Genomic DNA, 21036 nt, shown 5'->3' on the forward strand with positions numbered 1-21036 from the left:
AAGTAGAAGTACAGTCACCATCTAATTTTCCTTGGTTAAGATGGGGACATTGTTGCGGAGAGTTCCAGATGCGTTATTCGCAGGACCATAAAGCCCAGACCCATCAGCGCATCATCAAGGAGGCTTCAGCACGCTTTCGCAAGGACGGAATCGGCGCTACCGGTCTGCAACCCCTGATGAAAGCGCTGGGTCTGACCCATGGCGGTTTCTATTCACATTTCAAATCCAAGGACGAGTTGGTTGAGAAGGCCCTGCAAGAGGCCGGCAACCAGGTCGACGGGTTATGTGCCGAGATTTTTTCGCAGGATAATCCGCTTGATGCCTTTATCGAGACGTACCTGTCCGAATGGCATCAAACGTCGCCCCATGAAGGCTGCCCGTTGCTGACCATTTCTTCGGAGCTGGGCCTGCGCGGCCAACCGAGTCCCACCAGTGACGTGGTCCTCAATGCTCGGCTGGAGCAGATCGAGAACAGCCTCGAAGGTGAGAACAGCGCAGACCGCGCCATCGTCATCATGTCGACACTGGTCGGCGCGCTGCTGCTGTCACGCAGCGTCGCGGATGCCGGGTTTGCGCAACGCATTCTCGATGTCACCCGCGATCACCTGAAGAACCGCGACTAAGCCTGCCAGCGCTTGAACAGCACGCTGGCATTGACTCCACCAAACCCGAAACCATTGGACAGTGCATATTCGATCGACATCGGCCGCGCCTGGCCATGGACGACGTCCACCCCTGCGCTTGCCGGATCCGGATTGTCGAAATTCAAAGTCGGCGGTACCACCTGATCACGAATTGCCAAGAGCGTGAAGATCGCTTCAAGCCCGCCAGCGGCGCCGAGCAAATGACCGGTGGCTGACTTGGTCGAGCTCACGGCGATTTTATACTGCGTGCCGAACAACGCTTTGATCGCCGCCAACTCGCCGAGGTCGCCCACCGGGGTCGAGGTCGCATGAGCATTGAGGTGCTGCACCTGATCCGGCGTGATTCCCGCCTGCGCCAATGCCAGCGTCATCGCCCGCCGCGCGCCACTGCCATCTTCAGGCCCGGCCGTCAGGTGATAGGCGTCGGCGCTGGTGCCATAACCGACCAGTTCCGCCAGCGGCGTCGCGCCTCGGGCCAAGGCATGCTCCAGGGATTCGATCACCAGCAGCCCCGCGCCCTCGCCCATCACGAAACCGTCGCGACCGCTGTCGAACGGCCGCGAGGCGCGCTCCGGGGTGTCGTTGTAACCGCTCGAGAGTGCCCGTGCTGCCGCGAAACCGGCCAGACTGACGCGGTCTATGCAGGCTTCCGCGCCGCCACACACGGCAATATCCGCTTCGCCGGCGCGGATCAATCGCGCCGCATCGCCGATCGCTTGAACACCCGCAGCGCACGCCGTCACCGGTGCGCCCAAAGGACCTTTGAGGCCATGCTGAATGGACACGTGGCCTGCCGCGAGATTGACCAGAAACGACGGAATGGTAAATGGCGATAATCGCCGAGGACCGCGGCTGTCGGTCGTGCGAACAGCGTCGGCAATCGCGCCGAAACCGCCGACACCGGAGCCGATGATCGTCGCTGTACGTTCTTGGTGTTTGCTCTCTGACGGATGCCAGCCAGCCTGTTCCAGCGCCTGCCGGGCAGCCTCCATGGCGAACAGAATGAAGCGGTCCATCTTCTTCTGTTCCTTGGGTGGCGTGGCGCGATCCGGATCAAATCCTGCTTCAGCGTCCTCTTCCAGCGTCGGCACCGCGCCGCCGACTCGTGTCGGCAAATCAGCGACCGTTGCCTCAGGCAAGTTACGCAGACCAGAACGCCCGGCCAGCAAGCGCTGCCATACGACTTCAAGATCGCTGCCCAAGGGTGAAACCAGGCCCATGCCCGTGACGACTATTCGACGCGAATCCATACCGTGGTGACCTCTGATCATTTCAATTGCCGGACTTGTAGCGTTGGGCTGCCGCACTGCGGGAAAGGTTCGGCGCCATGACATGGCGAGCCGCTACAAATGCGTGCCATTCGCCTGCGTCAGGCAGCGAAGGAATGGTGATCAACTCGCCCTGATCCAACCCGGCCAGCGCCGCATCGACCATCTCGCCTGCATCCATGACCATTTCTGCCGGAATGCCGCTGGCATCGATACCGGAGCGTTCCCAGATTTCGGTGCGGGTTACACCCGGCAGCACGGCCTGGATCTGCACGCCGGTGCCTTCGAGTTCAGTGTTCAGCGACTGAGTCAGGCTCAGTACGTAAGCTTTGCTGGCGCTGTAGGTCGCATTGAAGCGCTCCGGAAACAACGCCACCACCGAGGCGATATTGATGATCGTGCCACGCCCGGCCTTGGCGAAACCGGCGGCGGCTGCCGACGCCAGGCGCGTGACGGCGGTGATGTTCAACTGAATCAGTTGCTCCAACTGGTCCATATCGGCGTTGGCCAGCAGTCCGTCCGCCGCCACACCGGCGTTATTGACCAGCAAGCTGAGGCTGGAATCGCTGCGCAAGCGTTGTTCGAGTTTGAGCACATCGTCCTTCTGGGTCAGATCTGCCTTGAGCACCTCAACCTGAACGCCATGGGCATCACGCAACTGGCTCGCAGCACTTTCCAGACGCTCCTTGTCACGGGCAACCAGCAACAGATCAAAACCACGTGCCGCCAAACGGTCAGCGTAAATTGCGCCGATACCGGACGATGCGCCAGTGACCAAAGCTGTACCTTGGGAATGGGCAGAATTCATGACGATGCTCCTGATGCGCTTAAAGGGAGATTGATCTTTGAATCGGAGACTCAAGCGAGACGCAAATTATTATAGGCATAATCCAGCAGAAATATGATAGTCGTAATTTTAACTCTTCCGAATGGCGCCCATTGGGCAGCCGTCGCCATGAGCACCGCAGAATATAAAAGGCCAGTCAGTGACCGGCCTCATGGTGTTGAACAGGTAGCTTAGTCGATAGCGCAGCGATCGCTGAGCAGCGAGACGGTTCTGCGCAGGTTCTGACGCCAATGAAAAAGCCGATCGAATGATCGGCTTTCTGAATCGAGAAGGGCCTTAATTGACTTCGAGTTTATCGCGATTCCGATCCAGGATCGCTTTACCGATACCCTTCACTTCCAGCAATTCGTCGACTGAAGCAAAAGGCCCATTGGTCTCACGGTAAACCACAATGGCCTTGGCTTTCGCCTCCCCCACACCCGCCAGTTCACGCTGCAAGGTCGCCACATCCGCGTCGTTCAAATTGACTTTACCATCCTGCGTCTTGGTCGCAACGTCCTGCGTCAGCGAGACATTGGCAGCCTCTGGGCTGGGCGCCGGCGCTGCGATAACCGCAATCGAGGCGCTGGTGAGCAGGGCAAAAACCAGAGAGTAGAAGTAACCAGTACGCATAAGTGACGCTCCATGACATCGATTGATTAGAAGCAGCTTTTCCTAAGCTGCCTCCCAACGTTAGGCGATGTGTGCGAGCTGTCAAAAATGTGTCAGTTACAGAATGTGAGGAGGTTACGGATCGAGCCGGCGCTGCTGATAAATCCAGTCCACGATATCGCCGGAGGGTACGTAACCACTCACGGTTTCTCGCAGCAGCTGACGCACGCGAGCGTAATCATCACACTCGACTGCCGCCAACAACTCGCTCAGACGCCCCTTCAGCACGTCCCACGCAATGTGATCCTCACTGGCCGTCATGATCATCGGATGCGAAGTCGCTGAAACATCGTCACCAATCAGCAACTCTTCGTACAGCTTTTCTCCAGGTCGCAACCCGGTGAACTCTATGGAAATATCACCTTGGGGATTGCGCTCCGAGCGAATGCTCAACCCAGACAGATGGATCATCTTTTCCGCCAGCTCGACGATCTTCACCGGCTCCCCCATGTCGAGGACGAAGACATCACCGCCCTGCCCCATCGACCCCGCCTGAATGACCAACTGCGCCGCTTCGGGAATGGTCATGAAGTAACGGGTGATTTTCGGATGGGTGACTGTAAGGGGGCCACCGGACTTGATCTGGCTATGGAACACCGGGATGACCGAACCCGACGACCCGAGGACATTGCCGAAACGCACCATAGTGAATCGGGTCTTGTTCACCCTCGACACATTGGCCTTGTCGCCGAACAGTACCGGAGCCACCTCACGGCTGAGGGCTTGCAGCGTCAGCTCGGCCAAGCGCTTGGTACTGCCCATTACATTGGTCGGACGTACGGCCTTGTCGGTCGAGATCAAAACGAAATTCGACACCCCTGACTGCAACGCCGCTTGAGCTGTATTAAGCGTGCCGATCACATTATTGAGCACGCCTTCAGCGATATTGTGCTCAACCATCGGTACATGCTTATAGGCTGCCGCATGATAGACCGTGTCTACTTTCCAGGATTTCATGACGTCGAGGAGTTTGTCCGGATGACGAATCGATCCAAGGATCGGCAGCAACCTGACGGATATCGACTTACGACTGCCACGCTGCTCCAGCTCCGACAAAATGCTGTACAGGTTGAACTCGCTATGGTCGAACAAAATCAGGGTAATCGGGCCCAAGGCAAATATTTGCCGACACAGCTCCGAACCGATAGAGCCGCCCGCGCCGGTGACCATGACCGTCTTGCCTTTGATGCAACGCTCGAGCAAATCAGGTTGCGCAGGCACTGAATCTCGCCCTAGCAAATCCGCGATATCCACTTCCTGAATATCTTCGACCTTGACCCGACCGCTGGCCAGATCGGTAAAGTTCGGGACGCTGCGGATATGAAGTGGAAAGCCCTCAAGCAAATTCAGGATCTCCCGGCGCCTGGCACGGGTAGACGATGGCAACGCAAGCAGAATTTCCTTCGCTCCGGTCACGTCGATCATCTGCTGAATATGCTTGGGCTTGTAAACCTGCAGGCCCGAGATGGAGCGATCAGAAATGCCCGGATCATCGTCGATGAACGCGACCGGGCGCATGACGCGCCCCATGCGCAGCGCCGCCACCAGTTGATTCCCGGCAACGCCCGCACCATAGATGGCGACTTTGGTCAGCCCATCATCTCGGTTGGTGAAGGGGACATGCTGTACCGCAGTAAACCAGTCCCCCATAAAATACTGGCGCATCAACAGACGCAGTCCGCCGATGATCACCATGCTCAACCACCAATAGTTGAAGATAATGGAGCGCGGCACAACCGTTTCATGGTTGCTGTACCAGTAAACAATCAACGCGAGGATCAACGATGAAAGACTGACAGCCTTGATAATTGCGACCAATGCGTCATTGCCAAAATAGCGCATGACAGCCCGGTACATGCCGAACCGGATAAACAGGGGAATCGCCACGAGAGGCGCGGAAGCGAACAACCACATATGGACCCGCAACGGGTTGTACATGTCATCGATGCCGAGGCGGACAATAAAGGCCAACCACAGCGCCAGCCAGACCAGTACGATATCGGTGGCGACCTGAATCAACCTTTTGCGACGCCGGGGCAATCCCAGCAGATACGCTCGAACCTTATCCATCATCCCGTCCACTACCTCAGCACGTTCCTTTCAACTGAATTACTGCGCCGAATCCTGTGATGCAGACGACGTTGACAGCACACTAAACAGTAACATTGTTTTTCAAATATTGGAGGTTCGACCTTCCAATTGTCCCGCCTTGTACTTGACTGCCAGCCATACCAGCGGCACATAGGCCAGGATCAGAGCCAGGGTGCCATCCCAATTGTAGAGGACCACTCCCAACGCAATGGGCAGTAGCCAAAGCAGGTTGATCAGACCAACGACAAGCGTGACAGGACGATGGCTGCCTTGCGAACGGGATGCAAACTGATAGGCATGGCTGCGATGCGCTTCGTAGACCTTGTCGCCGCGAAACAGGCGTCTGAACAGCGTGAACGTGGCATCAACAATGAACACGCCCAACAGAATCAGCCACCCCCACAACAAACCGGGTGAGACCCAGGCCGCTTGCAGGGACAGAAGCCCCAGCACGACGCCGAGAAAACCACTGCCTGCATCGCCCATGAAAATTTTTGCCGGCGGAAAATTCCAGCACAAGAATCCCACGACACATGCAGCCAGAAGCACAACGGGCCATGCAAGCTGCAGATTGCCACTGACCCCGTATAGAAGTGCCCCGCCGACGCACACGGTGATCGCTTCAAGGCTGGCAATACCGTCGATACCGTCCATGAAATTGTAGAGATTAAGCATCCACACCAGGTAAACCACAGCCAGAAGGTGCCCGATCCAACCTGCGTCGATGGCAAACCCAAGCACAGTAAACGGCGCCAGCCCGCCCAGCCAATAAGCCCCCCACGCTGCAGCGAAGAAATGCGCAAGCAACCGCCACCGCGCGGCAATATGCCCATGATCATCGAGAAAGCCGATCACAGCCGTGATGCCGCCCGCGCCGAGGAAAGCGATCAACACAGCAGAAGAAATCAGCCCCCAACCGAACAGCGCCACCAGAGCAGCGCTATAACTCAGGACGATTGCCACGCCTCCGCCACGCGGAGTCGGCACGGAGTGAGAACTGCGACCGTTTGGAACATCCAGCAGACTGCGCGCCAGCGCATAGCGTCGCAGACCGGCTGTAAGGGCAAATGAAACAGCCGCCAGCAGCGGAACAATCCAGTAAAGGTTCATGACTTGTGAGATTCCAGATAAGCCCGCACGGTAGCGCTCAGTCCTTGATCAAGACTCATTGGGGGGACCCACCCCAAGAGCCGTCCATTTTTGCTTATATCAACTTGAAGGGAGCCGAAAAGTCGCTGAGCAAGTGCTTCCTTACCCACAAGTCTCGCGCCCAGACGCATAAGCGGCACAGGAAAAGGCATCAACCTTGCGGGTTTGTTAAGCGCATGACCGATTCTGCGCAGTAACTCCGTTGTGGATACATCATCCCCATCACTGGCAAAGAACGTCTGATTGGCTGCTGCCGGATGGGAGAAACACGTCACGATCAGATCAATCAGGTTATCAATTCCCACCAGACTGCGCTTATTGTCGATCGCACCAAATGGCAATGGCACTCCTCGTTCCAGCCAGCGCATCATGCTGAGAAAGTTTGCTTTCACACCCGGACCGTACACCAGCACGGGCCTGACAATGACGACCTCCATCGGTGACGACGAAGAGAGTTGGCGCAATGCTTCTTCAGCCTCGCATTTGGAAATGCCATAGGGATCAGTGGGGGCAAAAGGATCGTCTGCCGTAAATGCTCGACCCGCAACAGTGGACTCGCCATTCACCTTGACCGAGCTGATGTAGATAAACCGTCGCACACCCGCTTTGACGGCCTGCCGTGCCAGATTCAGCGTGCCATCGACATTGATCAGGCGAAACTCGGCCAAGGGGTCCCCGGCCTGCTCGTCCATCACATGGACACGCGCAGCGGCATGCACGACAACGTCGACACCGGCCAAGGCATCCTGCCAATCCGCTGTTGCTGTCAGGTCCGGGACATTGAACTTGAGCACCGACGCTGGCAACGCCACGCTGTCGCGCCTTATGGCCGTGCGCAAGGAGTATTCACCGCGTTCGGCCAATTTCCTTAACAAGGCGCCGCCCAGAAAGCCCGATCCACCTGTTACTAAGAGGGTGCTAGCGCTCATCTATCTCATTCTTCAAAAGCAAAATCATTGTGAACAAGGCATTGGCCTTGTCCCTTAGCGCCTGAAACGCATTTATTGAAATGGCGATGCATCGTACTGGCCAACAAGCCACGTCACAAAATGCGTAATCGCACGGATTTGTTACACGGTTATCCAGAAAATCAAGCACGCATCACCGCGGGGCACCCTGTAAACCCGGGCTGCCGCTCTCAACAGTGAAAACTGATGCATGAACATGTTACCTGATTGAGCTCCGTCCGCCGGTCCATCTCCCTGCGCGCGGGCTGCTAAGCACTACTAGGGCAAAGGTATTTTCGCTACAATGCGCGTTTTGACTTTGGTCATTTAACATTAGTCAGAGGGCGCGTTTCGCAGTAATGCCTTCGACAAGGACTTTTCTGACCATCGAGTCATTTATTCGCAACGGAGTGCTAGGTGCATAGCCCCTCAACAACAGATTCCAAAGTGGATACTCACCAAGCAAATCAACTCGGGCAGACAAACTCCTTTAACCGCTTATCGTCCAGACGTGTCGCGGTACTCATGTGCACGTTCAACGGCCAGCGTTTTCTGTCCGAACAATTAGCTTCCATCGCCGCCCAGACCCACGAAAACTGGGACGTTGTGGTCTCCGACGATGGCTCCACCGATCAGACCCTGGACATTATCGCTACATTTTCCGCAAGCCAGAACAGAGCAGACCGTGTCCGCGTTTTCAATGGCCCGAAACGCGGTTTCGCCACCAATTTTCTGACCCTCACCTGTAACGAGGCTATTCAGGCAGATTTTTATGCCTGGTCTGATCAGGACGATATCTGGCTGAACAGCAAACTCGAGACGGCATTGACCTGGTTGCAAACGGTTCCCGCAGGCGTTCCCGCACTTTATTGCGGTCGAACCCGTGGGATGAATGCTCAGGGAAAACCCATGGAGTGCTCCCCTCTGTTCTCTCGCCCGCCGACGTTTGCCAATGCGCTGGTACAGAGCCTGGCGGGAGGCAATACGATGGTGTTCAACCAGGCGGCGCGTGACTTGATGCTCGATGCAGGCGGCCATCTGGATATCGTATCCCACGACTGGTGGGCCTATCTGCTGGTAACGGGTGCCGGAGGCCAGGTTGCCTACGACTCACAACCGTTCGTTCTGTATCGTCAACATGACGGCAATCTGGTAGGCGCCAACTCCGGATTGAAAGCCCGACTGTCAAGGCTTGGCATGATGTTCAAAGGACGATTTTCCAACTGGAACGACCAGAACATCCGCTGCCTGACCTCGGCACGCCGATTACTGACTGCCGAGAATCAGCAAAAGCTCGACTGCTTTCGACTGGCGCGAAAAAGCCACCTTCCAGGCCGTCTGCTTGGACTGCTGCGCGCCGGCGTTTACCGCCAGACACTGCCAGGCAACATCGGACTTTTCCTGGCTGCCATCGTGAAGGGCATTTGATCGATGACCGCCCATCAAACGTTTCGCAGCGGCGATTACAGTGTCTACGCACAGGCAGACTTCAGCCATGGCGCTGCGTCAACCGGACATTTCCAGTCGCCAGTTTCAGGCGATCCGACAAACGTCGCCCACACCCTCTTTCCACTTACCGAACGGCCGCCATTGGAGCTTTTGCCTTGAACATGCATGATTCATTTCCAACGTCGCCTTTGAGAATGCTGATCAGCGCAATCAAAAACCGTCAGCTGATCATGCAACTGACTAAGCGGGAGATTTCCTCTCGTTATCGCGGTTCCGTTGGAGGCGTAGCATGGTCGTTCATCAATCCATTGCTATTGCTAGCCATTTACACATTTGTTTTCTCGACCGTATTCAATGCACGTTGGGGTGGCGCTGCGGGCACAGGGTCAAAGGTCGACTTTGCATTGATTCTGTTTACCGGCCTGATCATTCATGCGTTTTGCGCCGAGTGCATCAACTCGGCACCGAAATTGATCACCAGTAACGTCAACTTCGTGAAGAAAGTCGTTTTCCCGATCGAAACCCTGGCCCCTACTTCAGTGCTGAACGCCTTGTTCCATCTGTGTGTCAGCCTGTCGGTATTGCTGGCCGCACAACTGGTGTTCAATCATTCAATACCTCTCACCGCGCTGCTATTCCCTTTCGTTCTGCTGCCTTTGATCCTGATGGTGATAGGCCTTTCCTGGATCCTGTCCGCACTCGGCGCCTACATTCGCGACATCGGCCAGGTCACGGGCATGGCAGCCACAGCGCTGCTGTTCCTTTCACCCGTTTTCTATCCAATCAGCGCCTTGCCTGAAGAGTATCGCGGCTGGCTGTATATCAACCCGCTGACCGCCATCATCGAAAACGGTCGTGCGACCATGCTTTTCGGTCAGGCTCCGGATCTGCACACATTGGGCACGAGCTATATCGTCGGCATCGTCATTTGCTGCCTCGGCTTTGCATTCTTTCAAAAAACACGCGCAGGCTTTGCTGATGTCCTCTAAAGATGTTGCCATTCACGTCAATGGCCTCTCTAAGCGTTTCAATATGTACGAGAAAGCACACGACCGCTTGCTCCAGATGATCCTGCCGTCGAAGAAACTTCACCATGAGTTCTGGGCACTCAAGGACATCAACTTTGAAGTGGCACGTGGCGAATCCGTTGGCATCATCGGCAAAAACGGCTCGGGCAAATCCACCCTCCTGCAGATTATCTGCGGCACGCTGACGCCGACCTCCGGCACGGTTAATGTCGATGGGCGCATTGCTGCGCTGCTTGAGCTTGGCTCAGGTTTCAATCCGGAATTCAGCGGGCGGGAAAACGTTTATCTCAACTGTGCGATTCACGGCTTGAGTCGCAGCAAGACCGATGAACTGATGGATGACATCCTGTCTTTTGCGGATATTGGCGAGTTCGTCGACCAACCCGTAAAGACTTATTCCAGCGGTATGTTTGTGAGGCTGGCTTTTTCTGTTCAGGCCAACCTGAAACCAGAAATCCTGATTGTCGACGAAGCCTTGGCGGTCGGCGATGCGCTGTTTCAGAAACGCTGCTACGAACGAATCGAAAAGCTCACCAGCAATGGCACCACCCTGCTGTTCGTCTCCCACGATGAAGAATCGGTGCGGACCCTGACGCAACGGGCGATCTTCCTGTCGAATGGGAAAATTGAAAGCATCGGGTCTTCGGCAGACGTCATCCTCGATTACCGCAGGAACCTGCACGAACAGGAAAGTCTTTACCTGCAACAGTTGACGAAAAACCTTTCCGACAAGGCTGCGCAACATCAGAAGGACGATAACAAGGCTGCCAGGACCGAATCGAAAACTGCCGACCGGTTCTCCTTCGGTAATCAGGATGCCGAGGTTCTGGATGTGCGCGTGTTGAACGCCGAGGGCGAAGAGACCCAGGTTTTCTATGCCACGCAGACGGCTGTCATTCGCGTGTCCTTCCGCTGCAACGTCGATCTTGAGCACCTGAATGTGAGCCTGCGTCTTCGCAACAAGGAAGGCGTCAAGATTTACTCCTGGGGCACGCTGAACCAGGACATGGCCATTGAGGCCAATCTGGCGACGGGCGAGACCTTCTGGACCAAGACATTCACTGCCGGCACCGAGTCATCGGTTGATTTTCAGTTTGAATGCAGTCTGGGCGCCAACCTTTACGAAATTCAGGCTGCCATATCCCAGGAAGGCAAACCTTACTACGCCGAACAACGCATTCTTCACTGGCGAGACGAGGCGGCATTTTTTACGGTGGCGACCAAGCCCCGCGAATACCATTTTGGCGGTGTCCTCGACCTCCGCATGAAAGCAATCGAAATCAAGGGCTGAGCCAATGACTATTTCCACCACAAACATTTGCTCGGCATCACTGACGGCAGGGGAACGCCAACAACTGGTCTCGCAGGTACTTTCAGCCTGTGGTAACGGCAAAGTGCTGCATATCGGCCTGCCTGATACAGAGCTGCTGCGGGCCTTCCTGCTGGCGGGTGTGCAGGCGTACAACGTCTTCCCGGGTGCTGAAACCGAGTGCGGCAATGCACAGCTTCCAGGACGTTTCATCGCATGGGACGGTGCTGACCTGCCATTGGACGACGAGAGTTTTTCGACGGTATTGATCACTCATGCCGACGACGCAGCTCTCTCCCTCAAGCGCTTGGCTGTCGAAGCGCCAAGAGTCTCGAAACGCAACATTTTCCTGTTTCTGGACACCAGTTCCGAACCCGACACGAAAGAAGCCCGCAAGGCATGGGAAATGCTGTTCTTCGAAAACGGCGTACGCAAACACCCTGCCTACTATCGCGTCAACGACTACCAGTCGCTGCAATATGAACAAGGCAAAATTGCCATTCCGCTTGAGAAGCTTCCCAAGGAAGCCGCCACCGTTTATCCATTGGAAGCGCTGAAAGACGAGCGCGACCTGCACATGGACATGACGCGCGAGCCTGGCAGTCGCTCCGATGGCCATATCATTCGCTATCTCCTGGCCAGTCGCTATGTGCGCAACGGCGACCGCATCCTCGACGCAGCCTGCGGACTGGGTTACGGCGCCTATACTTTGTTCAACTGCTCGGACGCCAGCTCGATCCTCGGCGTTGATGGCAGCAACTACGCAGTCAAATACGCTGAAAAAAACTTCTCTGCGGTCAATTCGCAACTCACCTTCAAAGAAGGCTGGCTGCCGGAAGCGCTGAACGATATTCCGGATAACTCGATCGACCTCATTACCTCGTTTGAAACCTTGGAACACGTACCGGATCCGGTTGGATTGCTGGCAGAGTTCTACCGGGTCCTGAGTCCGTCCGGGCGAATCGTACTTTCCGTTCCAAATGACTGGTCAGACGAAACCGGAGAAGATCCGAACGAATTCCACTTTCACGTCTACACGTGGGAGCGCATCGTTAAAGAACTGGAAAAAGACTTCATCGTCGAAGCGGCTTACGCCCAGACAGCGGATCAATACAAACCGAAAATCAACAACGCTTATGAGTGGGCAGTCGGTATTCGCGAGCTGTATGAAGTAGACCCCAAGACATTGATCGAAAAAGATCCGTCTTGTGAATGGTGCCTTCTGGTCGGCATGAAATCGCCGACACTGGGCGCAACCGTGCCTTACCGCGAAACCACCTACGATCTCTATCCGGAAAACCCGGGATGGAAGGTCACGCGTTTTGACGACTATGCCAACCCCTGGCTGGTGAAAGGCCTGGTCACGATCGGTCATCGCATCGAAGACAGTCAGAAGTTGCTCGAACTGTCCCGCGAAGTGGCCGCTCAAGCCTCGGCAACCTCACCGGACCTGGGGGCGGCACTGTGCATTCAGGCTTACCAACTGCTGCAGGCCCCCACACTGACGGTGAATCAGCTGGAAGTGTTTGCAAAAGATGCTGACGCTTACATGGATCAGGCGGATCATTCACCGCAGCAGTTGCGCTGGAAAGTATCGATATCGTTCGTTATGGCCCAACTCTGGCAAGCCGCAGGCGACACTGATCGCGCCATTGATCTGTATAAAACTTGTGTGGCCTATGACTGCACCCAATACAGCCCGACTCTGATTACCAAGCAAATCAGGTCGTACCTGAATCTGGGTTTGATCGAATCCGGCAAAGGCAACAATCAACAAGCTGCGTTGTATTGGCGTACAGGCGTAACCAGCGCAGAAAAGGCCCTCGCCATCGATTGGTGCGCCTCAATGGGCTCGCTCGAAAAACCGACCGACTTCGGTATGTCCGAACTGGGCGCCATTGTCGAACTCGCCTCCTCTTGCGCTTATGCCTTGCGATACGCTTCCAACACCGAGGATCGCACCCCGCAATGGTGGCACCAGCATCTTCGTGACCGCGACTCTCAACTGTCGAGAGTGCCAGGTATCGTGGCGGAAACCGCGCGGCTGAATCGGGTGATCATGCAAAAGGATGCGGCCAGCCAGTCTGCCCAGAGCGATTGGGAGCAGCAATTCAACACCGCTCTTTCCGAGAAAGAGCAAAGCTTGAGTCTGGCCCTTACAGCCGCAGAAGCCGACAAACAAGCCAACGAACAAACCATCGCCTCGCTGTATCGGCAACTGGAACACACTACCGCCTCGTTGAATCAGCAACTGGAACAAAAGAACACTATCGTGCAACTGCTTAATGCAGAAGTCGCACATCGCGAGCAACGACTACAAACCATCGGCCGGAGTCGACTGTTCCGTTTGAGCCAGGCATTTGCTGCACAACCCAGCGACCTGAAGAAATACTTGCGCGTAGCCTACGTACTCGCCTCCCTGGTGACCCCGGCCCCTGTTCGTCGCTTGATGAGCCCAACCGTTTCGGCCTTGAAGAAAAGCCTTAGAGGCCAGCAACCAACGGCGATTGCGTCGAATACCGACGTGCCCGACGACATCAATGAAGATACTTACATCGTCAAGCAACCAGCCAGGCTGAACGCGGTCCGGCCACGGGTGCTGCATGTCATCGCGAACTTCATGACCGGCGGCTCCTCACGCCTGGTGGTGGATATCTATGAATACCTGGGCGACCGGTTCGATCAAAGTATTCTGACCAGTTACGCACCGACACCTGCCGCGTATTCGGGCATCACCATCAAGGAAATCAAACTGTCTGCAGACGAGATGCCTTTTGTCGAGTACTTGCAAGCACTAAAACCAGAAGTCATTCACATGCACTACTGGGGCGATTGTGATGAACCCTGGTATGACCAGACCATGCGTGCCGCGCAACAATTGGGCATTCCTGTCATCCAGAACATCAACACTCCGGTTGCGCCTTACTTGTCGCCCGCCATCAAGCGTTACGTGTACGTCAGTGATTACGTTCGCAACGTTTTTGGACAAGCAGAAGCACCGAATGCAACGGTTTATCCCGGCTCCGACTTCTCGATGTTCAAAGCCGATGCGCCCAATCAGACTGCTACCGACACGATCGGCATGGTTTACCGACTGGAAACGGACAAGCTTAATGCTGACTCCATTACTCCGTTCATCAAAGCCGTACAGAAACGCCCGCAAACCCACGTATTGATTGTCGGTGGCGGAAGTCTGATGGAGACCTTCAAGGAAGCGGTGAACTCGGCAGGCGTATCAAACAACTTTGAGTTCACCGGTTATGTCGCCTACTCGCAACTGCCGGACTTGTACCGCCGCATGAAGCTGTTTGTTGCGCCGGTCTGGAAAGAAAGCTTCGGCCAGGTCAGTCCTTTTGCGATGCGCATGCATGTTCCGGTTGTCGGGTATGACATCGGTGCAATTGGCGAGATTGTCGATGACAGCAGCCTGCTCGCCCCTTACGGCGATGCGGACAAGCTCTCTGACATCATCGTAGATCTGCTGAATGACAGTGCTCGTCGCACCTACATTGCCGACCGTCACAGCGAAAGAGCCGAGGCTCACTTCTCGATCCAGGCGATGATTGAGAACTACGACCAGATCTATGCCGAAACCCTGGCGGAAACCAAACAATGAAGATCGTTTTTTTTGTGCACTGCTTCTTTCCGGATCATTTCTACGGAACAGAAACCTATACGCTGGAACTGGCCAAGAATTACCGCAAGTGGGGCCACGATGTAGTCATTGTCAGCGCCTTGTTTCAGGGCGAACCCGCGGCGGCGGAATTGATCACTCGATATGAGCATGAAGGCTTTGAAGTTGTCCTGGTCGACAAAAACAAAATCCCTCACGTCAATATCAAGGAAACGTACTACCAGGCGGAGATGCGGCCGGTCTTGACCGATATTCTCGCCGACTTGAAACCGGACATCGTTCACGTCACCCATTTGATCAACCACACCAGTGCCTTGCTCGAAGCGACCAAGGCCTTGGGCATTCCGACCTACGCAACCTTCACGGACTTCTTCGGTTTCTGCCTGACCAATAAACTGGAAGCAGCCGACGGTGCACTGTGCGCAGGCCCGTCCAGGACTCGCAGCAACTGCGTGGCCTGCTACTTGAAAGAGACTGCGCGCACGTCGAAAGAGGGCTGGATCAAATACGCGAACAATGGCACGTCAGCCAAGCTCATCGCGAGCGCCGTAACCGCTCTGCGCAAAATGCCGGGCGTGAAAAACAGTGTGTTCGATCAAACGATCGACTACATCGCGGAGCGCCCGGACATTCTTGGGGCTCTTTACAACGGCTCCTACGCCGGTGCCGTCGCGCCAACCACCTTTTTAAGGGAAGCCTATGTCAACAACGACATCAAGGTCCCCATGAAAACCTTGTGGTTCGGCATCGACGTCGACCGCACGCCGAAGCCGCAGCGAGACGCCGAACACATTCCAGTGATCGGTTTCATCGGCCAGATAGCACCGCACAAAGGTACAGATCTGCTGATTGATGCCTTCAATCGCCTGCCAAAAGGCAGTGCAAGATTGCTGATCTATGGTCCGACCGACCAGGATCCGGCGTACATGGAAGAATTGAAAGCCAAAAGCGCCGGCACGCAAATCGAGTTCCGTGGCGTTTTCGAGAGCAAGGATATGGTCAATATCCTGCGCGACATGGACACCCTGGTGATCCCGTCACGCTGGTATGAAAACAGCCCACTGGTGCTGTTGAACGCTCTGGCCACCCACACCCCTGCCCTGGTATCGGATGTGCGCGGCATGACCGAGTTTGTAGAGGCCGGGATAAACGGAGAGATATTTGATCGCGGCAGCGCCGAAGATCTTTATCGCAAGCTGTCGGCCTGGGTTGCCAACCCGCAAGCCCTTTACGATCTCGCGAAAACCACGAACTACGAGAGGACGCCGGAAATCATGGCCCGAGAGACATTTGCCATGTACTCAAAGGCAACTGAATCAGCCTGAGGATTGTCTACGAACGGCGTGGCCAGGGACGGCCACTACCGGATTTATCCCCAATACTGTTTTAGAGTCCACCCTCTCCCCGACTGACAGTTGCTGAACGACTCGAGCGCTCAACGCCCGTCGAATGGAAGTCTGTAAATCGGTCTGCACAATCGGAACCATCAAAATGCATGAAACAATTCATCACCATGCAATCTGATAAGCCATTGGCCATCGGCAAGCGCATCCTCTTATGCGTTCACCAGTTTTTTCCGTTTTTTTCTGCGGGAACAGAAGTCCTGACTCTATCGACCGCTCAAGCGCTAAGAGCACAGGGCCATCAAGTCGAAATCGTCACAGCAAAACTAGACGATATCGAGTCGCTAGAGCGTTCAACATACGTATACAAAGACTTTACTGTGCATCAATTCAACATTCCCTATGCACCGGGAAAGTTCTCCCGCACCCGAATGATCGACGAGTACCACAATGCTTCCATCTACCAGCCATTCAGAGTCCTTCTCGAACAACTCAAGCCGGATCTGGTGCATTTTTTTCATCTGAAGAACCTGACGATCGCAGCACTGAACGCTTGTTTTGACGAGAAAATACCGACGGTCTATACACCGACCGATTACTGGATAAGCTGTCGATCCTGCCAACTAGTAAAGCCATGGGGAAAGGCTGAATGCACAGGCCCGAACTTGCTGGCCGGAAACTGCTTAAAACATGTTGCCATCAACAACAAAAAGGGAACAACTCGTACCCTGCTGGCATTGACACCTCAATTAATGTTTTCATCTATTGCTCTGACCGCCTCAACCCTTATCAACACTCCACTGAAACGACTTGTTTCCCCCTTGGTTGATTTGAGCAATAGAAAAAAAGTTATTACAGAAGCGCTATTAAAAGTCGACAGAATATTGCCGCCGACATTATTTATAGAAAAATTATTGCTCCAGACGGGACTTCCACAAAGCAGAATCCAGCGCCTGAGGTACGGTATTCAACCACCACTGATTCACCCTAAAGAACCGGACCTTGCTACACCGACTAAAACAACTGCAACCTTTGGCTTCATCGGTACGCTGACGGAACATAAGGGCTGCCACATCTTCATGCAGGCGATCAAATCGCTGCCGCACGTCAATGCCCGTTTTTTAGTTTACGGTGACAAACAACAATATCCGGAATACTTCAACACGCTCGAATCCATTATCCAGGAAGATAAGCGCGTCCGATTCATGGGCACTTTCCCCCATGAAAATATTGGCAACATCTTGAGTTCTCTGGACGCGCTGGTCATACCCTCGACATGGAGAGAGAACGCACCGCTTGTGCTATTGAACGCATTGGCTTGCGGCACACCGGTCATTGCCAGTGATGTAACGGGCATAACGGAGTACTTGGGCAAGGACGATAACGTAGCTGTATTTGAGCCCGGTAACGCCCGACAACTGGCACAACGAATAGAGTCTCGTCTTGCAATGGTAAATGACCCGGCCCACAATCAGAGCCAGGGAAGGATGGCAGGTGAATCGCTAGATGCCTATGTGAATGTACTTTCAGGCGTTTATGCCGAACTCATCAAATCCTCATGAATAATTGGAATAAATCATGAAATACGTAATTTTTGGCGGTGGTGGGTTTATCGGTTCTGCGATCGCGGACAAACTGCTGGAAGAAGGGCACAGTCTACGAATTTTCGAACGCCCTCGCGTGCCGCCCTACAGAGCGTTCGAACCCCACGAAAACGTTGAATGGATCTCGGGAGATTTGCAGAGCAAACACGACCTTGAAGAAGCGATCACTGGCGTCGACGGCGTGCTCCATCTCGTTTCCACCACCCTGCCAAAATCTTCCAACGATGATCCCATTTATGACATTCAGACCAATGTCATCGCCACATTAAACATGCTTGACGTTATGGTTGAGCAGAACGTTCAGCAAATTGTTTTTATTTCATCAGGCGGAACCGTATACGGCAAACCTGTACAGTGCCCCTTGACTGAAGAGCACCCGACAGACCCTGAAGTCTCATACGGAATAAGCAAGCTGACCATTGAGAAATATCTCTATCTGTACAGCAAGCTTCATAAGATAAAGCCGGTCATTCTGCGTGTCGCCAACCCGTACGGTGAAAGACAAAGAATCGAAACTGCTCAAGGCGCGATAGCCGCTTTCGTCAGCCGCGCAACCGCCGGCCAATCAATCGATATCTGGGGCGACGGTTCGGTGACTCGCGACTATATATACATAAAAGATATCGCGAATGCATTTTCAAAAGCACTGAAGTATTCAGGGCCAAAAACCGTTTTCAACATTGGTTCTGGCGAAGGTACTGCACTCAGTACTCTAATAGAACTTATCGAAAAAATTACCGACACGCCTGTCGCGAGAAACTTTCTTCCAGCGAGACCATTTGACGTCCCCGTTAATGTGCTGGAATGCTCTCTTGCTGAACGGGAACTGGGCTGGAAAGCAGAGTTTAGCCTTCAGGAAGGCCTGAAGCGCACGATTGCCTGGTATATCGAAAGCAAGCGCTCAACAAAGTAACCGGGTAAATCCGCCTTCCATATCATGGGGGAGCGACAAGCTCATCAGGCTTGTCCTTTCCCAGTCCAAACCGATACGGGCCACTGGCGAAGTCAATGTCAGGGGCACGCTCAGCACAACTATTCAGAACGTGGGCAACGCGTGATGAGCTCATCCACTTGCTCGGCCGCTCCCACCGCGACCGCCAACACCAGTGATTTCTGAATCAGCACCCTCGCCCTGCGATCTTTAAAATGCCATGACATAGCGATACCATACGCCCCCCCTTTTTTATCCTGGTAGGAATTGTGAACGTTAAGCACAAATTGGACGCGCTGACGTCCCTGCGATTTTTCGCTGCTGCGATGATCGTGCTTACCCATGCGCACCCGATATTCGGGTCATTCGGGATTGCCGAGGCTGCTCCTCTGGGTCAGGGCGTTTCATTTTTCTTCGTGCTTAGCGGATTCATTCTGGCGTACAACTACAAAGACTTTTCAAAGGACGGGTCGATCAAGAGGTTTCTGGTTGCCCGGTTTGCCCGGGTCTGGCCGCTCCATTTAGTGACATGCATCATTTGGATAGGCCTGATTTTCCACTTTGACCGGTACACCTACTTTGGTGGCGAGACAGGCATGCTGCGCCTGATTTCAAACCTGACACTGGTCCAATCATGGATTCCACTGAAACTATGGGCCCTGTCATTCAATGGCGTGGCATGGAGCATTTCCAACGAAATGTTCTTCTACCTTCTGTTTCCGCTACTCATCGGGTTGTGGAGCAAACACTGGGCCAAGCTGTTTTTTGCTGCAACCCTGGTTGTCGTGGCATTTATCTGGGCCGGTAACGCCTTGGAGTTGAAGTCTACCGACAATTACAACGGCGTCAGTTTGCTCGGAACCCTCTATTTCAACCCGCTGGTCAGGGTATTTGAATTCATGTTTGGTATTTTCCTGGCCAAGGTTTTCATGACGCCAGCGATTCATGAGTTCAAAGCCAGTCAATTGGGCTGGCTGTATTTAGAGTTGATGGCACTTGGCTTGGTCGTCGCAGGCATGTTGCTGGCTGGCAACCCTACACGTATCGCCGATACATTTGGAACCGCCGCCGGTTACTACTTCCAGCGGGAGGGTATCTGGCTCATTTGGGGAACGTTGATCCTCGTCTTTGCACTGAGCAAAGGGCCGATCGGGGCACTGCTCTCGACCAGACCGCTGGTGTTTCTGGGGGAAATCAGCTTCTCCCTTTACCTCGTTCACGCGATTCTGATCACATTCATTGAGCCATACACCGCAGCGATCAAGCCGTACGGGCTGACTGGGTACGCAATATTCTGGATAGTAGCGCTCACATCATCGGCACTCCTCTATAAAGGCATTGAAGACCCTTGCAGGCATCTGATCATGAATGCCTGGGATCGCCGTCACGCCTCCGTGAAGGACAACCTCAGATCCAGTTATGGTCCAGTTGCGATCAGTTGCGTACTGGTGCTGATTGCCACTGTCGCAGCCTTCCACTTGAACAGGTTCTGAACATGAAAAAGTATTGGTTGCTCCCCGCCATAGCAATAATTGCCATCACCACCAGCATGGTTTACTCCATGGCAAGCATTGAAAAGTCAAAATCGGTCGATGGCAAAGTGATCTTCATCGACGGCACGACGATTTCCAATCTTAGCTATCAACCCACTGACACAGAGGACAAGCATAAGGTTGTATTTTTCAAGCTCGTCCCCGGAACGCAGGCTGGTCTGATTTTCGCCATTCACCTGAATGACTCGAATCAAAAAATACTCATCAACGCGGGTGATTTCCCCCTGGCAAAATATTGCCAGGGCGACAAAGTTCTCGAATGCAGATTCCCTATCCCTGATAAAGCACTTGAACAATCCGAGACGCTGGGCATTGCCGCCTATGCGATTCCCGGCCAATTGATTCAGATTCAGGAAGGCAGGGCGGACTGGGATGACCATCGCGCCATTTTCCCAACTCGCTAAAACAACGCGATGGCGTCCTGCCCATCCGACGCCTCGATCTTGCAAGCACCCGTTCCTGGACGGGTGCGCGCTTGATTAGATCACCGCAGGAGCTCCTGGTCACGCAATCAAGTCGTCCTGAATGGATTCGCGAGGAAGCTTCCCGCAATGGAAAACAGCAGAAAACGCACAAGCATTTACAGAT

At 54.3% G+C, this 21036-nt stretch carries 16 protein-coding genes; 10 read left to right on the forward strand and 6 right to left on the reverse strand.

Annotated elements, in window-relative coordinates:
• Positions 1 to 68: 68 nt before the first annotated feature.
• A complete protein-coding gene (locus HU718_RS21780; RefSeq protein WP_150706475.1) occupies positions 69 to 623 on the forward strand; it encodes a TetR/AcrR family transcriptional regulator in 555 nt (184 codons plus the stop codon).
• Here HU718_RS21780 and fabF read toward each other — a convergent pair.
• From fabF to HU718_RS21810, 6 genes are all read right to left on the reverse strand, one after another.
• The gene (gene fabF, locus HU718_RS21785; protein ID WP_186613847.1) at positions 620 to 1894 is read right to left on the reverse strand and encodes a beta-ketoacyl-ACP synthase II; all 1275 of its coding nucleotides are present in this window, start codon (positions 1892 to 1894) and stop codon (positions 620 to 622) included. The genes HU718_RS21780 and fabF overlap by 4 nt on opposite strands.
• A 22-nt stretch (positions 1895 to 1916) precedes the next feature.
• Positions 1917 to 2720 carry an SDR family NAD(P)-dependent oxidoreductase gene (locus HU718_RS21790; RefSeq protein WP_150706477.1) on the reverse strand — a complete coding sequence of 268 codons (804 nt, stop codon included), beginning with the start codon at positions 2718 to 2720 and terminating at the stop codon, positions 1917 to 1919.
• A 315-nt stretch (positions 2721 to 3035) separates the two neighbouring features.
• Entirely contained in the window at positions 3036 to 3371 is a 336-nt protein-coding gene (locus tag HU718_RS21795; protein WP_102899962.1) for a ComEA family DNA-binding protein, read from the reverse strand.
• Between the two features lie 114 nt (positions 3372 to 3485).
• Complete coding sequence (locus tag HU718_RS21800; protein WP_102900048.1) at positions 3486 to 5480, reverse strand: polysaccharide biosynthesis protein; 1995 nt, start codon at positions 5478 to 5480, stop codon at positions 3486 to 3488.
• 102 nt (positions 5481 to 5582) lie between these two features.
• A complete protein-coding gene (locus HU718_RS21805; RefSeq protein ID WP_186613845.1) occupies positions 5583 to 6611 on the reverse strand; it encodes an MraY family glycosyltransferase in 1029 nt (342 codons plus the stop codon).
• Positions 6608 to 7579, reverse strand: coding sequence for a UDP-glucose 4-epimerase family protein (locus HU718_RS21810; RefSeq protein ID WP_186613843.1), 972 nt, complete (start codon positions 7577 to 7579; stop codon positions 6608 to 6610). The genes HU718_RS21805 and HU718_RS21810 overlap by 4 nt, the downstream gene beginning before the upstream one ends.
• A gap of 543 nt (positions 7580 to 8122) precedes the next feature.
• Between HU718_RS21810 and HU718_RS21815 the strand changes: the two genes are divergently transcribed.
• From HU718_RS21815 to HU718_RS21855, 9 genes are all read left to right on the forward strand, one after another.
• On the forward strand, positions 8123 to 9025 hold the full coding sequence (locus tag HU718_RS21815; RefSeq protein WP_186613841.1) for a glycosyltransferase family 2 protein: 903 nt from the start codon (positions 8123 to 8125) through the stop codon (positions 9023 to 9025).
• A gap of 176 nt (positions 9026 to 9201) precedes the next feature.
• Complete coding sequence (locus HU718_RS21820) at positions 9202 to 10035, forward strand: ABC transporter permease (RefSeq protein WP_412071112.1); 834 nt, start codon at positions 9202 to 9204, stop codon at positions 10033 to 10035.
• A complete protein-coding gene (locus HU718_RS21825; RefSeq protein ID WP_186613840.1) occupies positions 10025 to 11365 on the forward strand; it encodes an ABC transporter ATP-binding protein in 1341 nt (446 codons plus the stop codon). Before HU718_RS21820 ends, HU718_RS21825 begins: the two co-directional genes overlap by 11 nt.
• Positions 11366 to 11369: 4 nt before the next feature.
• Entirely contained in the window at positions 11370 to 14999 is a 3630-nt protein-coding gene (locus tag HU718_RS21830; protein ID WP_186613839.1) for a glycosyltransferase, read from the forward strand.
• A complete protein-coding gene (locus tag HU718_RS21835; RefSeq protein WP_186613838.1) occupies positions 14996 to 16342 on the forward strand; it encodes a glycosyltransferase family 4 protein in 1347 nt (448 codons plus the stop codon). Before HU718_RS21830 ends, HU718_RS21835 begins: the two co-directional genes overlap by 4 nt.
• A 170-nt stretch (positions 16343 to 16512) precedes the next feature.
• A complete protein-coding gene (locus tag HU718_RS21840) occupies positions 16513 to 17922 on the forward strand; it encodes a glycosyltransferase (protein ID WP_186613837.1) in 1410 nt (469 codons plus the stop codon).
• Positions 17923 to 17938: 16 nt separating this feature from the next.
• The gene (locus HU718_RS21845; RefSeq protein ID WP_186613836.1) at positions 17939 to 18877 is read left to right on the forward strand and encodes an NAD-dependent epimerase/dehydratase family protein; all 939 of its coding nucleotides are present in this window, start codon (positions 17939 to 17941) and stop codon (positions 18875 to 18877) included.
• A 287-nt stretch (positions 18878 to 19164) separates the two neighbouring features.
• A complete protein-coding gene (locus HU718_RS21850) occupies positions 19165 to 20388 on the forward strand; it encodes an acyltransferase family protein (RefSeq protein ID WP_186613835.1) in 1224 nt (407 codons plus the stop codon).
• A gap of 2 nt (positions 20389 to 20390) precedes the next feature.
• Positions 20391 to 20852 carry a hypothetical protein gene (locus HU718_RS21855; RefSeq protein WP_110720387.1) on the forward strand — a complete coding sequence of 154 codons (462 nt, stop codon included), beginning with the start codon at positions 20391 to 20393 and terminating at the stop codon, positions 20850 to 20852.
• The last annotated feature ends 184 nt before the right edge of the window (positions 20853 to 21036 follow it).

Origin of the sequence: Pseudomonas tensinigenes (assembly GCF_014268445.2) — a bacterium.
In the GTDB taxonomy this organism is placed as follows: domain Bacteria; phylum Pseudomonadota; class Gammaproteobacteria; order Pseudomonadales; family Pseudomonadaceae; genus Aquipseudomonas; species Aquipseudomonas tensinigenes.

Excerpts from the sequence above, each read along its gene's own strand:
- HU718_RS21780 (WP_150706475.1), top strand. The coding sequence starts at position 69 with ATGCGTTATTCGCAGGACCATAAAGCCCAGACCCATCAGCGCATCATC.
- fabF (WP_186613847.1), bottom strand. The coding sequence starts at position 1,894 with ATGGATTCGCGTCGAATAGTCGTCACGGGCATGGGCCTGGTTTCACCC.
- HU718_RS21790 (WP_150706477.1), bottom strand. The coding sequence starts at position 2,720 with ATGAATTCTGCCCATTCCCAAGGTACAGCTTTGGTCACTGGCGCATCG.
- HU718_RS21795 (WP_102899962.1), bottom strand. The coding sequence starts at position 3,371 with ATGCGTACTGGTTACTTCTACTCTCTGGTTTTTGCCCTGCTCACCAGC.
- HU718_RS21800 (WP_102900048.1), bottom strand. The coding sequence starts at position 5,480 with ATGGATAAGGTTCGAGCGTATCTGCTGGGATTGCCCCGGCGTCGCAAA.
- HU718_RS21805 (WP_186613845.1), bottom strand. The coding sequence starts at position 6,611 with ATGAACCTTTACTGGATTGTTCCGCTGCTGGCGGCTGTTTCATTTGCC.
- HU718_RS21810 (WP_186613843.1), bottom strand. The coding sequence starts at position 7,579 with ATGAGCGCTAGCACCCTCTTAGTAACAGGTGGATCGGGCTTTCTGGGC.
- HU718_RS21815 (WP_186613841.1), top strand. The coding sequence starts at position 8,123 with ATGTGCACGTTCAACGGCCAGCGTTTTCTGTCCGAACAATTAGCTTCC.
- HU718_RS21825 (WP_186613840.1), top strand. The coding sequence starts at position 10,025 with ATGTCCTCTAAAGATGTTGCCATTCACGTCAATGGCCTCTCTAAGCGT.
- HU718_RS21830 (WP_186613839.1), top strand. The coding sequence starts at position 11,370 with ATGACTATTTCCACCACAAACATTTGCTCGGCATCACTGACGGCAGGG.
- HU718_RS21835 (WP_186613838.1), top strand. The coding sequence starts at position 14,996 with ATGAAGATCGTTTTTTTTGTGCACTGCTTCTTTCCGGATCATTTCTAC.
- HU718_RS21840 (WP_186613837.1), top strand. The coding sequence starts at position 16,513 with ATGAAACAATTCATCACCATGCAATCTGATAAGCCATTGGCCATCGGC.
- HU718_RS21845 (WP_186613836.1), top strand. The coding sequence starts at position 17,939 with ATGAAATACGTAATTTTTGGCGGTGGTGGGTTTATCGGTTCTGCGATC.
- HU718_RS21855 (WP_110720387.1), top strand. The coding sequence starts at position 20,391 with ATGAAAAAGTATTGGTTGCTCCCCGCCATAGCAATAATTGCCATCACC.